The sequence below is a fragment of the Yersinia hibernica genome (genome assembly GCF_004124235.1).
Classification (GTDB): Bacteria; Pseudomonadota; Gammaproteobacteria; order Enterobacterales; family Enterobacteriaceae; genus Yersinia; species Yersinia hibernica.
In genome coordinates this window covers 1,854,104-1,867,637 of sequence record NZ_CP032487.1, presented here as the reverse complement: position 1 = coordinate 1,867,637, position 13,534 = coordinate 1,854,104, and the positions used below count along the sequence as shown (strand labels likewise).

The window sequence follows — 13,534 nt, the reverse complement described above, 5'->3', positions numbered from 1 at the left end:
AAAACAACATTCACCAAACAAATATAGGCCTAGATTAACCGCATACCACAATTATTACGACGATAACGGCTGAATACGATAGCGAAATCTAACTATCGTGGCATTAAAAGGCCAGCAATATACAACAAAATGAGTCACTTCGTTCACCCTGCGTTGTAAACTCGGGCAATTGACCCCTCTCCTTGTACTGTCACTGGGGATTCCTGCGCTGCAATAAAACAGGACTCACCCGGTTGCAACGTGATTTCTTGCTGCTGCTTGCGCAAGACCGCCTGGCCTTGCACACAAAACACGATAGCAGCACTGTTTTGTGCCAACTGCTGCGGTTGGGGCGTTAATGTATGCAGGGAGAAAGCAAAATCTTCCACCGGGATGGGGAATACCAACTCATGACCTTGCTGATGTGGTGTAGTGAGCAGGGCCGCTGCGGGTTTGGGTATAAATTGCAGGTTCGCCATCAACTCAGGGATATCGATAAATTTAGGGGTTAGCCCGGCGCGTAATACGTTATCAGAGTTGGCCATCACTTCCAGCGCCACACCGTTTAAGTAAGCATGGGGGGTTTCGGCATACAGAAACATCGCTTCGCCAGGTTGCAGGGTGACCACATTGAGCAATAATGGCGAGAACAAGCCGCTGTCATCAGGGTAAAAATGCGCAATACTGCGGATAGTATCCCAGGGCTGCCCCAATTGATTATTTAAGGCCGCTTTCAATATCGCCAATGCGCGCGTTTTCTCTTCGCCAGTCATGCTCAGCAAACTGGCAAATAATGTGGCTAGCTGCGCAGTATCAGGGGCGCGTAGAAATGCCGCGATATCAGGATGAGCGGCGGCTAAGGGCTGGAGCAGCGCCGCAATCTCCGCCAACGGGCGGAAACCATTCATTGCCTGGAAAGGGGTAAGGGCATAAACCAACTCTGGTTTATGGTTAGCATCTTTATAATTGCGTTCGGCGGCATCCAGTGGGATACCGGCCTGATTCTCTTTGGCAAAGCCGATTTCTGCCGCCGCCTTACTTGGATGGACCTGAATGGAGAGGGGCTGTGCGGCACACAACACTTTGAACAGGAATGGCAATTCGCCGAAGCGCTGAAAAACCGCGTGACCTAAATTGGCCTGCGGATTTTGCGCAATAACGGCCCGCAATGAGTGCCATTGACCTTGTGCATCAGCCACTTCAGAACTACTTTTAGGGTGTGCGCCCATCCATAATTCCGCCATCGGCTTACCTTGCGGATTTTCAATGCCATAAAGCTTCGTGAGCGCATCGGTGCTGCCCCAAGCATAGTGTTGTACTGCATTCTTCATTTTTTGCATATTGGTCATCTGCCATCAAACTTGGCGATATTCATCGCCCGAATAAAAAAAGTCCCTTAGTAAACAATGGGGTCTATCGGGTTGCAAGTGGTAATGCCATTCGCTCTAGCGGCTGAGAGCAACTAAATAAGAGAAATGCGAATCAGTCGCATAAAGCTGGCGCTAAATATGCCATTATAACAGTTATGCTGCCAATGCGACGGGCATGACATACCTCAACCTTTTGTTCTACGTGCTAAGGAGACCGTGATGGTGACCACCCGCAGTGAAAAAGACTCAATGGGGCCTATCGATGTACCGGCCAGTCAATTATGGGGCGCACAAACCCAGCGTTCACTGGAGCATTTTCGCATCTCACAAGAGAAAATGCCGACAGCACTGATTCATGCTCTGGCATTGACCAAGCGCGCGGCCGCACAGGTTAATATGGATCTCGGGCTGCTTGCGCCAGAGCGGGCGAAAGCGATTATGCGCGCGGCGGATGAAGTCTTGGCTGACCAACATTCTAGCGAATTCCCGCTTTCTATTTGGCAAACTGGCTCTGGCACTCAAACCAACATGAATATGAATGAGGTGCTGGCGAACCGCGCGAGTGAATTATTAGGCGGCGAGCGAGGTCAGCAGCGTCTGGTTCACCCTAATGATGATGTCAATAAAAGCCAAAGTTCAAATGATGTATTTCCAACCGCAATGCACGTCGCCGCCGTTATTGGGCTAAAAACGCAGCTGCTGCCTGAGCTAAAAGAATTGCAGCGGACATTGGCCGATAAAGCCGCGGCTTATCGCGATATTGTGAAGATTGGCCGGACACATTTACAAGATGCCACGCCGCTGACACTGGGCCAAGAGATCTCCGGCTGGGTGGCGATGCTGGCCCACAATGTGCAACATATTGAAGCGACAATCCCCCATCTGTGTGAGTTAGCATTGGGCGGCACTGCGGTAGGCACCGGCCTGAACACACATCCCGAATATGCCGAGCGTGTCGCCAAAGAGATTGCCGCCTTGTCCCATCAACCCTTTATCACTGCGCCGAATAAATTCGAAGCATTAGCCGCCTGCGACGCCTTAGTGCAGGGCCATGGCGCATTGAAAGGTTTGGCCGCCTCGCTGATGAAAATCGCCAATGATGTGCGCTGGTTATCTTCTGGCCCGCGTTGCGGTATTGGCGAAATTTCAATTCCGGAAAATGAGCCGGGCAGTTCTATCATGCCGGGTAAAGTGAATCCGACCCAATGTGAAGCTATGACCATGTTGTGCGCGCAGGTGATGGGCAATGATGTGGCGGTCAATATTGGTGGGGCATCCGGTAACTTTGAATTGAATGTGTTCCGTCCGCTGATTATTCATAACTTCCTGCAATCTATTCGTCTGCTGGCTGATGGTATGCGCGGCTTTAATGAGCATTGTGCCGTGGGTATTGAACCTAATCGCGACCGTATTACCCAGTTGCTGAATGAATCATTGATGCTAGTGACGGCACTGAACACCCATATTGGTTATGACAAAGCGGCCGACATTGCGAAGACCGCCCACAAGCAGGGGCTGACACTGAAAGCCGCCGCCCTGAAGCTCGGCTATCTCACTGCTGAACAGTTTGATGAATGGGTTAAACCAGAAGATATGGTTGGCAGCATGAAGTAGCCGCTATTCGCATCGTGCTATTGACGCCGGGAGTTGTTCTCGGCGTTTTTATGTCGATGAAAAATCTGCGGAATCAGCTTGGGTGTCCGTTGGCAATAGTCGATATAGGGTTCGCCGAGCTCGGTTTGCAAGCCTTTCTCTTCGAGATGAATCCCAATCAAAATATAAATGGTCATGCCAGCGGCAAAGAGTATGCGGCTGCTGGTCATATCCGGTGTGGCCCAAAAGGCGAGTAAAAAACCGGCCATGATAGGGTGGCGGCATAGCGCATAGAAAATATTAATTTTGAACGGCAGCGGAGTGTAGGGTTTTTGTTTCCACTGCAACCATGACTGACGTAGCCCGAAAAGATCTGCGTGGCTTACCATAAATGTCGAAGCAAAAACAATTAACCAGCCGATCCATCCCAGCGTCAGTAATAATATGGCTACCGTAGAGCCCGGCGGTAACTGCCATAAATAATGGGGCAAAGGTTGCCAGTATAAAAATAGCAAAATCATTAAAACACCAGAAAAGAGAACATAAGTTGCCCGTTCTGCGGCTGGCGAGAGATTGAATCTGTCTTTGTATGAATGATGTGCCATATAAGAATGTTGAATTGAGAACAGCAATAATAAACTTATATTAATGAGTGCTGCGCGCAGGCTAAAACTGACATCAGGGATGGACATTGCTGTTGACACCCACCCCTGCAACAGACTGATAAGAAAGAATAATCCGGTCATGCCAATCAGATAAGAAATTGCGCCATACACTAACAAGATGAGTTTTTTCATATCATCTCGCCACAGTGTTTCAATTTAAAACACAGTATAGTGGAGAGTAATATCGCCATATTTAGGAAAAACCAATAATAAGTATGATGTATAATTTTAAGCACAACAATGTAAATAAATATCGATAAAATCCCATCAAATATAATGATTTATTTTTCTATTTCGAGATGCAAATGCAGTCTTGGCACCAATAGCTGCAGCGGCTTGGCATCGGGTTTATATCTATGTTTAATCTGGCTGGCATCATAATCGGTTAATTCGCCTAATTTAGGTAATTCCGCCGCGGACGACAGTTGGCAAAATGCAATCAGTGGCATCGGGCAGGGGTGCTGTACTTGTTTCTGTTGCGCTTGATACCAAATCCGCGCAATCGGTTGCACCTTGACTGGCCGCTTGATCTTTAAGCGGGCGTTTTCGGGTAATTGGCGCACCTCATTGATTTCTTGGCTAATCATCTGCGCCCACTGTTCACGAGTCCATGGCGGCACGGCGCGCCCGGCATGCAGGCTTTTGTCTAGCTGAGCCAAAATTTCATCGCGAGTGACATTTTTAATAATATGTTTGTTAGCCCAACCAAAGCGCACTGAACTGGGATCTATCAGCGGGGTAAGGGTACGATAGGTATTTAATGTAATCAGCCCGTGCAAGTGAGTGTGAACAAACTCGAAACGCTGTTCACTCGGCAAACCAGATTCAACGGTAATAATATGTTCCAGCTCGGTTTTTAATTGATTAATGTGTTGAATGCTTTTTTGGCAAGCAATTAACTGGCTATCGGTCACGGCAAAACAGAGCACCCCAGGTAGGCGCAGGGCGGCTTTGCTACTGACATTCTGGCTTTGGTGATGAATAAACAACCGCTGATAATGCTGTAACGCCAAGTCTCGTGCCGGCGTACCCACCGTTGCGCTCACGGCAATCTGATTTATCGGTTGATGCTCGGTGCCTTTCTCGATATCAGGCAAGGCAAAAACCCGGGCGGCAAGTAAAGGTAACTCCTCAAGCTGCTGGTGGAGCTGCTGCAAGCCGATTTCCAATGCGCTAAAGCGGTGATTTAGTCGCGCGATCAAATCATATTTATTCATCGACATTTGTAATAAAAGCCATTTTAGTTACAACATACACTAGGTTATATCAGTAAAAGAGGCAATCTGAAAGCGCGCAATAACCATCAATTAACGGGTATATGCACCAACGCAACATCCTCTACAGCGATTAAAACGCGCATTCGAGGGCGGGTGATAGCACCCGCGCCGGAGATCAGGAGAACTGAGACAGTAATATTTTAGTGGCGGAAGCCAAAACATCGTGGCGTGGTTGCGCGTCTTTTTCACGTTGCGTGAAATAAACCACTAAAACGACCGGGGCTCCCTCGGGGGGCCATAACACCGCAATATCATTGGTGGTACCGTAGTCGCCGCTGCCCGTTTTGTCACCCACCATCCAATCCTTTGGTGCGCCCGCGCGGATAGTCGCATCGCCGGTGGTATTCCCTGTTAACCACGTTGCCAGTTGCTGGCGCTGAGCGGGCAGCAATGCATCACCCAAGACCAGTTTCTGCAGACTCGCGGCCATTGCCGCAGGGGTGGTGGTATCGCGTGGATCATTAGGCAGGGCGGTATTTAAATCAGGCTCTTGGCGGTCTAATCTGAACATCTGATCACCAATATCGCGCGCAAACTGGTTAACCGCCGCTAAACCCCCCAATTCTTTGATTAACAGATTCGCGGCCGTATTATCACTATATTGAACAGTTGCGGCACATAACTGAGAAACCGTCATCCCGTGAGCAAGATTTTTACGCGTGATTGGCGCATAAGATAATAAATCGCTCTCATGATAATGAATATGTTTATCCAGCAAATTTGGCTGAGACTGGCTCTGGCCCAGAACGGCGGCGGCCAACATAAACTTAAACGTGCTACAGAATGGGAAGCGCTGAGTGCCGCGATATTGAATTTTATGGTCATTGGCAGTATTAATCATCGCAATACCTAAACGGCCATTAGCGGTGCGTTCCAGTTCAGCCAGTTGTTTACCTACTGTGGTCGGTAGCGCGTCTGCCCAGGCGGGCAAGGCAAAATGGGTGAGGGGCAGTGTTATCCCGGCTAATAATAGCGAACGCCGCAGCGCAGAGTGTTTCATTCCTGAATCTCGCAAATAATAAGCATAAAACGAGGATTATAAACGCGGTGTCGGCTGAGCACCACTGCCTATTATTGTCAGCGAAACTGGTGGCAATAAAAAAGGCTAAATGGCAGGGTGAATGACATTTAGCCTTGAGTCGTCAAATAGAATATCAGGACAGCGCTTTCGCTTTTAATTGCTGATATTCGCTGTCAGTGATGGTGCCTTCATCCAATAATTTTTTGGCATCAGCAATCTGCTCTGCGGGAGATTTACCGGCCACATGGCGGATATACTCGTTAGTATCCGAAACCGATTTTTGCACTGACGCCCGATAGCGCTGTGCCATACCTTTGCCACGGGTAATCAGATATACCAGAGAGGTCAGTAGTGGGATGAAGAGTAAGAACAAAATCCAAATTGCTTTATAAAATCCACCCAGCTCATGATCCCTAAACAGGTCAGAAATGACCTGGAACAGAATCAGCAGATAGGCGATGAAAAAGAAGATTGAAAAGGTTGTCGCCAATATATCCCAAAGGGTAAGAAAGTGGTTTGTCATATTTTCTCCTGACATTAAATAAACTAAGGAAATATCTGGTAATAAAATCCCCTAATATGGTTCCTGTTAATCATAGGTACATAGCAGAGAGGACGTCAAATTGTAATTTGACGTCTTAGCGTATTAAGTTAATTTGAGATTAAATTCTGGCCGCTTCGGGCAATTGACGCAAGCGCTGGCCAACATACAATGCCGTTAACAACAGCAGGGCGATAAATGAAACCACACCAAGCCAGCCTAAATTAAGCCAGAAAATACCGCCTAATGTTCCCGCAATACTTGAACCGGCATAATAGCAAAATAGATAAAGTGATGAAGCCTGAGCTTTAGCACGCCGAGCGCGGCGGCCAATCCAACTGCTGGCCACGGAATGCGCGGCAAAAAAACCGGCAGTAAATACCATCATACCGATAAAGATTGCGATTAGCGGCGAGAATCCGCTAATAATGACCCCAATTAACATCATGCCGATTGATGCCATTAATACCGGCCCTCGACCATAGCGGCTGGTTAATGCGCCCGCTTTCGGGGAGCTATAAGACCCGGTGAGATAAACTATCGATAATAAACCGACGACGGCTTGAGTGAGATTATAGGGCGGCGCTAATAAACGATAGCCAATGTAATTAAATAACGTCACAAAACTGCCCATAATCAAAAAACCTTCGGCAAACAGCAGCGGTAAACCGGGGTCGCGCCAGTGCAGTTTGAAATTAATTGCCAATGTCCTGGGGCGCAATGAGGTCGGGCGGAAGTGTTTAGACGCCGGCAGAATACGCCAGAACATCGCCGCGGCGGCTAAGGCAAATAAACCAATCACCGCCAATGCAATACGCCAGGAAAAGAAATCGCTCAGCACCCCAGTCACCAAACGGCCACTCATCCCGCCTATCGAATTGCCACTAATATACAGCCCCATGGATAACGCGACAAAACTGGGATGGATCTCTTCACTCAGATAGGTCATCGCCACGGCAGCCACACCGCTTAAGGATAAGCCAATCAAGGCGCGCATCAGCAAAATGCCCTGCCAACTGGTCATCACCGAGCAGATTAGCGTGCAGATAGCCGCCAACATTAAGGCGACCACCATCACTGACTTACGGCCAATGGCATCCGACAATGGGCCGGTAAACATCAAGCCAACCGCCAACATCCCGGTGGCGGCCGAAAGCGATAAACTGCTGCCGGCAGGGGAAATCATAAAATCCTGCGATAACATGGGCAGAATGGGTTGAACGCAATAAAGCAGCGCGAAAGTGGCTAATCCGGCGGAAAAGAAAGCCAGCGTCACGCGGATAAATTCTGGCGAACCGCGTTGAATATAAGGTTTTTTCGTTAAGCGAGTGACGGGTTTATTCGGGCTAACGGCCGTGGCATCATCATTTGCTGCGGGGGTTGGCACTTGGCTATCAGGCGTGCGCAAAGAGGTGGTCACGGTATTTCCTTAGTCATAACACAGTCAAAAGTCATACACAGTCAAAAACAAGTTACTCGCCGCCGGCACCCTGGTTCAACGGCTATTCGGCGCTATCTGTCGATAGTAGAAATAGCTAAGTTTTTTGTCTAATATATTAATCATTCACAATAAGACGTTAAAAGTATCAATGGGGCGAGATGAGTATTGAACTCAGACATTTACGTTATTTTATTGCGGTCGCCGAAGAGTTGCATTTTGGCCGCGCCGCCGAGCGTTTGCGCATTTCTCAACCCCCGCTGAGCCAACAAATTCAAATTTTGGAGGAGCAAATTGGCGCTCGGCTGTTGACTCGCAATAACCGCAATGTCAGCCTTACACAAGCAGGGGCACTGTTTTTAAAAGAGGCTTACCAAATTCTGGCACAAGTGAATTCGGCGGCGGAGAAAGCCGCGCGCTTGCATCGTGGCGAATCTGGCGAGTTAACCATTGGCTTTACTTCGTCGGCTCCGTTTATCAGTACCGTGTCTAAAAATTTGCGCATATTTCGCCAGCGCCATCCACAAGTTCATATTAAAATGCAGGAGGTTAACACCAAACAGCAAATTGAGCCGTTGCTGGATGGGCGGCTTGATCTGGGGGTGATGCGCAACACCCGTTTGCCCGATGCACTACAATACCGCGTGCTACTGCGTGAGCCATTAGTGGCGGTCGTCCACCAAGAAAGCCCGTTAGCCGCCTTGCCCACCGGCAGTATCAAATTTAGCGCGTTAGCCGAGCAACCTTTTGTGTTCTTTGCCCGCGAGGTGGGCACGGCACTTTATGACGAAATCCTCACGCTGTTAGCGCGGGCCGGAATTACCCCCTACATCACGCAAGAAGTGGGCGAGGCGATGACCATTGTGGGTTTGGTCTCCTCCGGTTTAGGCGTTTCTATCCTGCCGGCGTCTTTTACTCGGGTCAAAGTGGACGGGGTGAAATATTTACCCCTCGCAGAGGCCAGCGCGACCACCGAGGTGTGGTTGGTGAATCATAAACATCGCCCAGTGACCGCCCCGGCGCAAGCATTGATTGACCTGATGGTTGCGGATACGCCACCGGAAACCGCCTGATGCGGCATTGACCGCGCGGAGTCCATCAATACGATGGACAGGCTTTATCCAAGCTTCGTATAAATAACCCGCAGCAAGGCGCAGGACATCGGCGATTATGTGCGTTAAATCACATAACTAATCAAATAGTTGACGCCATATACTAAAAGCCGCAACATAGCCGATAATCTTTATTTAGAAGCGCGAAAAATACTCGGTGACAGAGAAGGAGCCGGTTTGGTGATAACGGATGGGCAGCCTGGGCATATTGATCAAATCAAGCAGACCAATGCAGGGGCCGTTTATCGGCTGATTGATTTGTTCGGCCCGATATCGCGTATTGAACTGTCTAAGAGGGCGCAACTGGCCCCCGCCAGCATCACCAAGATTGTGCGGGAATTGGTCGAAGCGCATCTGGTCAAAGAAACCGAATATCAAGATGTGGGTAGCCGTGGGCGGCCAGCCATTGGTTTGGTGCTTGATACCGAAGCTTGGCACTATGTCTCCGGACGCATCAGCCGGGGGGCCATTACCCTTGCGCTACGCGACCTCAGCAGTAAACTGGTGGTTGAAGATAACATCCCACTGCCTGATAGCCATCCGCAGCCGTTGCTCCAGCGCATTCTGAGCGAAGTTGACCAGTTTTTTATCCGTCATCAGCAAAAACTGGAACGACTGACCGCTATCGCCATTACCATGCCAGGCATCATCGATGCGCCCGCCGGTATCGTGCATAAAATGCCATTTTATGATGTTGATGAGATGCAACTTGGCCCGGCGCTCGAGCAACGCACCGGATTGCCGGTCTATTTGCAACACGACATTTGTGCCTGGACGATGGCTGAGGCCTTATATGGCGCGTCGCGCGGTTGCCAGAATGTGATTCAAGTGGTGATTGACCATAACGTCGGGGCCGGGGTGATTAGTGCCGGCCGGGTATTGCATGCCGGCAGCCGCAGTGTGGTTGAGATTGGCCACACTCAAGTTGATCCCTATGGCAAACGCTGTTATTGCGGCAATCATGGCTGCCTGGAAACGGTGGCCAGTATTGAAAATATGCTGGAAATTGCCCAGCAAAGATTAAATGGCTCCATGAGTTCGTTATTACACGGCTCACCACTGAATGTTGAGTCATTATGTGATGCGGCATTGGCTGGTGACCAACTAGCCAAAGATATTATCTTGGGCGTTGGTCACAGTGTCGGCCGTATTATTGCCATCATGGTCAATTTATTTAATCCGGAAAAGATTTTGGTCGGCTCTCCCTTAAATAAAGCCGCGGCTATTCTGCATCCCGCCATTGCCTCTTGTATTCGTCAGCAAGCACTACCGGCTTACAGTGAACATATTCTGGTGGAGCCAACGGCATTTTTTAATCAGGGCACCATGCCCGGTGCGGCGCTGGTAAAAGAGGCATTATATAATGGCTCTTTATTGGTGAAATTATTGCAAGGCTAGGGCAATACTAATCATAAAGCGTTAATTAATAATGGGTATATGGGATCTATTCCCCCTATTATTGCGCACTATTTGTTAAAAACCGCGCTCAGTTCAGCAAAACATTGCGCTAACGCAAGCTGTTTGCTGTCGGCATCGCCTAGACTTTTATCCATGTTACCCATTTCGCTAATATTAGGCGGAAAGACGTGAGTCGAAGTGGCCAGATTGCGGAGTATTGTTATGTTAACGCGTGTTTTTGTGACGGGTACCGACACAGCTGTTGGTAAAACCGTGGTGTCACGGGCCTTACTTCAGGCCTTAAGCCAAAATGGCAGAACCGCTGTAGGCTATAAGCCGGTGGCGACAGAGAGTCAAGAAACGCCGAATGGACTGCGTAACCAGGATGCCCTGATTTTACAAGATTCATCCTCAATTGAGCTTGATTATCAAGAGGTTAACCCATACCCACTGGTCGGGGATGTTATCCATGCTTGCTCGGATACCCTGATTAATTACAATAAAATGACCGAAGGATTGCAGCGCTTATCCGCTAAAGCCGATACCGTGGTAGTCGAAGGCTGCGGGGGCTGGAAAGTCATGATGAATGACCAGCGTTTTTATTCTGATTGGGTGATACAAGAACAATTGCCGGTAATTTTAGTCGTCGGAATTAAATTAGGCTGTATTAATCATGCCTTATTAACCGCGCAAGCAATTATCAACGATGGGTTACCTTTATTAGGTTGGGTGGCGAATAGGATTAATCCGGGGCTGGCACATTATGCGGAAACCATTGCCATGCTGCGCGAACGGTTACCGGCCCCCCAATTAGGGCAATTGCCTTATTTGCCCCATCCAGAACAAAAGCCGTTGGCAAAATATTTAGACCTCACCGCAATGGCGCAATAATCTATTTTACGCTTGGCTATTTTGTGGCTAACGCTATTGGCCGCTCAATAACAATATTGCTTAAATATAGGATAATAGCGCAATGCTATTATCAGCCTATTTTAGCGAGAGTGATATACCGAGTCAGGGCGTAACCCGCGGGCGATGGTGGTCGAAATAACACAGGCCAATAATAGCCCGGGCAGCAAGGCATATCCGCCGGTCATTTCACACACCATCAGCGCGGCCATAATGGGCGCGTGAGTGGTTGCCGCCAGCAAGGTTGCCATTCCGGTTAGCGCCATTAACAGGGCGATATTGTCACCAAACAGCGGCCACCAAGCAAATATCTGGCCGCATAACATGCCCAATGCCGCGCCAACAAACAGGGTGGGGGTGAAGACCCCGCCGGGCGCTCCCGAGCCGCTGCTGGCCAGTACCGCCAATAGTTTGCAAATCAATATCCCGCCTATCAATAAAATCCCCGGCGGCGTGGTCAACAGTGATTGCACGACACTGTAACCATTCCCCCAAACTTCAGGGAAAATAAGTGATAATAGCCCGACAATCATCCCGCCCAAGGCTAACTGGAGTGGTGGTGATAGCTTCAAGGCGCGGAAAGCACGGCCACTGGCGGACATGGCGTTAAGAAACAGTGGCCCACTGAAGCCGGCGATCAGCCCCAATAAAGCCATTAGGAAATACTGTATTGGCCAAGGGGATGTTAGTGTCTGGACTTGATAAAGTGTTTCCTGACCGCCGTGTAATAGGTTGGTGGTGAGTAATGCACTGACCGCCGCGATCACCACCGGCCCCAAGGACGCCAGCATTAATGTCCCGAACAGAATTTCTGCAATAAATAAACTACCCGCTAAGGGCGCATGATAGGCGCTGGCCATCCCAGCGGCGGCACCACAAGCGACCCAGAGTTTCCACTCTTGGGGTTTGGCATAGCGCTGGGCGAAAACCGAGGCAAATAATGCCGCCAAAAGCACCATGGCACCTTCTCGGCCAATGGCACTGCCGCTGGCAACCACCAATAGTGAGGCTAAGGATTTGATCAGGCTGGCGGAAACGTCTAATCGGCCATCACCGGTTTCGATAGCTTCCATATAATCGGTTGGCGCACTGGGCTTACGCTGTTGATAACGCTGATAAAACCACAATAATGAGCCCGCCGCTAACCCACCCAAGGCCGGGGTTATTGCGCGGCGCCAGCCACCAATGGACGCGGCGGCGGCCACCAAACTGCCGTCAGTTCGCGCAAATAACAGCCACTCGATGGCCAGCATGGCTTGATGGAATAACCAAACAATCACCGCAGATATCATGCCCAGCATGATGGCAATCATCAACCGGCGTAACATGGCACGGTAGTCATATATATGGGCAGGCCATCTCATACAAAGCCACTGGCGCTAAATTTAGGGGCGACCATTGTTACGTGTGAATAAGGGAAAGGCTAGCGAATATTTATTCTTTTCACCAGGTGCTTATTCGGGCGCAGAGATTAAAAGCATTATTGATAGTTAAAAGCATTATTGATAGATAGTTTGTTATTTCAGAAGAACCGATGAGTGCAGGGCGTAACATTTAAAACGGAGTTGAAGCCGTTTCATTAAGTTTTATATAAACAAGAAAATCGAGGTTGCTATGAAATATAGAATGCTCGTGTTATTTGCTCTGTTACCCTTTGCTGTACCTGCATTTGCCTGTATGCATCAAGGGCCGGCCTGCTATAAGAATTGCCGGGCCGCATTTCCCCATAATCCGGCCGGCGAGTTTTTCTGTGATTTAGGCCAAACACCACCAGTGCCACATTCAGCGACATATCTGCACAATAAGGGATTATCCGGCGATGAAATGGAAAAAATCGTTAATAACTTCAGCCAAACTCAAGCGGTGGGGCCGCAGATGGGGCTCTGGCATCATTGATTAACCTTGCGTCGCTGACAGCGGAGGGGAAAACAGTCGGGCGCACCCATTAGTGCACCCTATTGGTGTTAAAAGATTATTCGCTGTCAGTGATGCGGGTATAGACAATCTTCTGAGTATCATTTTCACAATGCCCAACGACTTGCCCGCCCGCTTGTTGCACCTGATCATTAGGCACAATGTCCAGTTTAAAGCCAGACTCAGGCACGCCATTACTGATAATCTTTTGTGTAATATCGGCCTTGACACTTTCACAGGATGCCAACGCCGCTATAGGGGCCAGAGATAATAACAATGTACTGATAATAAGCGTTTTTTTCATCATGAAATCCTTA

The 13,534-nt window shown here is 49.1% G+C and carries 13 protein-coding genes; 5 read left to right on the top strand and 8 right to left on the bottom strand.

The window, feature by feature from the left end:
• Positions 1 to 143: 143 nt before the first annotated feature.
• Positions 144 to 1,319, bottom strand: a complete 1,176-nt coding sequence (gene manA / locus D5F51_RS08795; protein WP_129196217.1) for a mannose-6-phosphate isomerase — start codon at positions 1,317 to 1,319, stop codon at positions 144 to 146.
• A 249-nt stretch (positions 1,320 to 1,568) separates the two neighbouring features.
• On the opposite strand from manA, the gene fumC reads away from it, so the two are divergent.
• Positions 1,569 to 2,963, top strand: a complete 1,395-nt coding sequence (gene fumC, locus D5F51_RS08790; RefSeq protein ID WP_129196215.1) for a class II fumarate hydratase — start codon at positions 1,569 to 1,571, stop codon at positions 2,961 to 2,963.
• A 17-nt stretch (positions 2,964 to 2,980) separates the two neighbouring features.
• Here fumC and D5F51_RS08785 read toward each other — a convergent pair whose 3' ends face one another.
• The 5 genes from D5F51_RS08785 to D5F51_RS08765 all read right to left on the bottom strand — a co-directional run bounded on the left by D5F51_RS08785 (position 2,981) and on the right by D5F51_RS08765 (position 7,866).
• Positions 2,981 to 3,739: a methyltransferase family protein gene (locus D5F51_RS08785; protein ID WP_129196213.1), complete on the bottom strand. Its 759-nt coding sequence runs from the start codon at positions 3,737 to 3,739 to the stop codon at positions 2,981 to 2,983.
• Between the two features lie 149 nt (positions 3,740 to 3,888).
• Positions 3,889 to 4,824 carry a DNA replication terminus site-binding protein gene (gene tus, locus D5F51_RS08780; protein ID WP_129199282.1) on the bottom strand — a complete coding sequence of 312 codons (936 nt, stop codon included), beginning with the start codon at positions 4,822 to 4,824 and terminating at the stop codon, positions 3,889 to 3,891.
• A gap of 175 nt (positions 4,825 to 4,999) precedes the next feature.
• Positions 5,000 to 5,884, bottom strand: a complete 885-nt coding sequence (gene bla / locus D5F51_RS08775; RefSeq protein WP_129196211.1) for a class A beta-lactamase — start codon at positions 5,882 to 5,884, stop codon at positions 5,000 to 5,002.
• Positions 5,885 to 6,038: 154 nt separating this feature from the next.
• Positions 6,039 to 6,428: an SHOCT domain-containing protein gene (locus D5F51_RS08770; protein WP_025378250.1), complete on the bottom strand. Its 390-nt coding sequence runs from the start codon at positions 6,426 to 6,428 to the stop codon at positions 6,039 to 6,041.
• A gap of 139 nt (positions 6,429 to 6,567) precedes the next feature.
• Positions 6,568 to 7,866: an MFS transporter gene (locus D5F51_RS08765; RefSeq protein ID WP_087769530.1), complete on the bottom strand. Its 1,299-nt coding sequence runs from the start codon at positions 7,864 to 7,866 to the stop codon at positions 6,568 to 6,570.
• 179 nt (positions 7,867 to 8,045) lie between these two features.
• Between D5F51_RS08765 and D5F51_RS08760 the strand changes: the two genes are divergently transcribed.
• The 3 genes from D5F51_RS08760 (at position 8,046) to bioD (ending at position 11,285) form a co-directional block, all read left to right on the top strand.
• Positions 8,046 to 8,957: a LysR family transcriptional regulator gene (locus tag D5F51_RS08760; protein ID WP_129196209.1), complete on the top strand. Its 912-nt coding sequence runs from the start codon at positions 8,046 to 8,048 to the stop codon at positions 8,955 to 8,957.
• Between the two features lie 219 nt (positions 8,958 to 9,176).
• On the top strand, positions 9,177 to 10,394 hold the full coding sequence (gene mlc, locus D5F51_RS08755) for a sugar metabolism global transcriptional regulator Mlc (protein ID WP_025378252.1): 1,218 nt from the start codon (positions 9,177 to 9,179) through the stop codon (positions 10,392 to 10,394).
• A gap of 222 nt (positions 10,395 to 10,616) precedes the next feature.
• On the top strand, positions 10,617 to 11,285 hold the full coding sequence (gene bioD / locus D5F51_RS08750; protein ID WP_025378253.1) for a dethiobiotin synthase: 669 nt from the start codon (positions 10,617 to 10,619) through the stop codon (positions 11,283 to 11,285).
• Between the two features lie 101 nt (positions 11,286 to 11,386).
• Here bioD and clcB read toward each other — a convergent pair whose 3' ends face one another.
• The gene (gene clcB, locus D5F51_RS08745; protein ID WP_129196207.1) at positions 11,387 to 12,667 is read right to left on the bottom strand and encodes a voltage-gated ClC-type chloride channel ClcB; all 1,281 of its coding nucleotides are present in this window, start codon (positions 12,665 to 12,667) and stop codon (positions 11,387 to 11,389) included.
• Between the two features lie 262 nt (positions 12,668 to 12,929).
• Between clcB and D5F51_RS08740 the strand changes: the two genes are divergently transcribed.
• Positions 12,930 to 13,199: a hypothetical protein gene (locus D5F51_RS08740; protein WP_245994920.1), complete on the top strand. Its 270-nt coding sequence runs from the start codon at positions 12,930 to 12,932 to the stop codon at positions 13,197 to 13,199.
• 76 nt (positions 13,200 to 13,275) lie between these two features.
• Here the strand turns inward: D5F51_RS08740 and D5F51_RS08735 are convergent, their stop codons facing one another.
• Positions 13,276 to 13,521 carry a DUF1161 domain-containing protein gene (locus D5F51_RS08735; RefSeq protein ID WP_025378256.1) on the bottom strand — a complete coding sequence of 82 codons (246 nt, stop codon included), beginning with the start codon at positions 13,519 to 13,521 and terminating at the stop codon, positions 13,276 to 13,278.
• Positions 13,522 to 13,534: the final 13 nt, after the last annotated feature.

Excerpts from the sequence above, each read along its gene's own strand:
- manA (WP_129196217.1), bottom strand. The coding sequence starts at position 1,319 with ATGCAAAAAATGAAGAATGCAGTACAACACTATGCTTGGGGCAGCACC.
- fumC (WP_129196215.1), top strand. The coding sequence starts at position 1,569 with ATGGTGACCACCCGCAGTGAAAAAGACTCAATGGGGCCTATCGATGTA.
- D5F51_RS08785 (WP_129196213.1), bottom strand. The coding sequence starts at position 3,739 with ATGAAAAAACTCATCTTGTTAGTGTATGGCGCAATTTCTTATCTGATT.
- tus (WP_129199282.1), bottom strand. The coding sequence starts at position 4,824 with ATGAATAAATATGATTTGATCGCGCGACTAAATCACCGCTTTAGCGCA.
- bla (WP_129196211.1), bottom strand. The coding sequence starts at position 5,884 with ATGAAACACTCTGCGCTGCGGCGTTCGCTATTATTAGCCGGGATAACA.
- D5F51_RS08770 (WP_025378250.1), bottom strand. The coding sequence starts at position 6,428 with ATGACAAACCACTTTCTTACCCTTTGGGATATATTGGCGACAACCTTT.
- D5F51_RS08760 (WP_129196209.1), top strand. The coding sequence starts at position 8,046 with ATGAGTATTGAACTCAGACATTTACGTTATTTTATTGCGGTCGCCGAA.
- bioD (WP_025378253.1), top strand. The coding sequence starts at position 10,617 with ATGTTAACGCGTGTTTTTGTGACGGGTACCGACACAGCTGTTGGTAAA.
- clcB (WP_129196207.1), bottom strand. The coding sequence starts at position 12,667 with ATGAGATGGCCTGCCCATATATATGACTACCGTGCCATGTTACGCCGG.
- D5F51_RS08740 (WP_245994920.1), top strand. The coding sequence starts at position 12,930 with ATGCTCGTGTTATTTGCTCTGTTACCCTTTGCTGTACCTGCATTTGCC.
- D5F51_RS08735 (WP_025378256.1), bottom strand. The coding sequence starts at position 13,521 with ATGAAAAAAACGCTTATTATCAGTACATTGTTATTATCTCTGGCCCCT.